Below are 699 nucleotides of genomic sequence, written 5' to 3'. Positions count from 1 at the left end.
CGTCGAGGTGTATCCCATTTCGCGCGTTCCCTCGATCAGAGTGATGTCAGCATTCCCGGGATTGTCCGAACGTTCGAACCAGTCGACAGGATGCTGCAGAAAACTCATCTCGAAGGCCCGGTTGGTGACACCATGGCCGACGATCACCACGTTGTCGTGGCCGTGTCGGGCCTCGTGCATGATCGTCTGCAGGAACAACCGCATGCGCTGTGCAACATCGGCGCGGCTTTCGCCATCCGGCGACCGGGCGTAGAATTTACCGCTGTTGCTACGCAGTCTCGCCCACTTCTCGAATTCGTCGGGAAACTTTTGCTTCCGCTCGGCGTGGTCATAGATTTCAGTAAAGAGGCCGAAATCCTGCTCCCGCAACAGATAGTCCTCGCGCACCTTGCCAATGCGTTCGACAGGCAAGGCTTCAAGGAGCGCCTCCTTACTTTGCCGGGTCCGCAGGAACGGTGAGTACCATACGCGCAGCTTTTGCACCCCCCGCCCGGTCAGGCCGGACATATAGGCCGCGATCACAGCCCCGGCTTCGGCGGCCTGGCGATGTCCCCATTGCGTCAGCGGTACGTTGTGATCGCCAAACTGGCTGTAAGCCCGTTCGTCGAGGTTACCGAGGGATTCGCCGTGGCGAACAAGAAAAACGCGCATCAGCCATCCCGCTGCGTAGGTTTAGATCCGACGGCTACCATGGGCGCG

Annotated in this window: 1 protein-coding gene; it reads right to left on the bottom strand. The window is 59.8% G+C overall.

Annotated features, from left to right (window positions below):
- The coding region (locus tag IFT66_RS23335; RefSeq protein WP_192079137.1) for a histidine phosphatase family protein at positions 1–651 on the bottom strand (651 nt) is incomplete at its 3' end.
- Between the last annotated feature and the right edge of the window lie 48 nt (positions 652–699).

This window comes from Rhizobium sp. CFBP 13726, assembly GCF_014841925.1.
Classification (GTDB): domain Bacteria; phylum Pseudomonadota; class Alphaproteobacteria; order Rhizobiales; family Rhizobiaceae; genus Neorhizobium; species Neorhizobium soli.
Note: the sequence above shows the minus strand (reverse complement) of the source record. Positions and strands in the feature narration are given on the sequence as shown.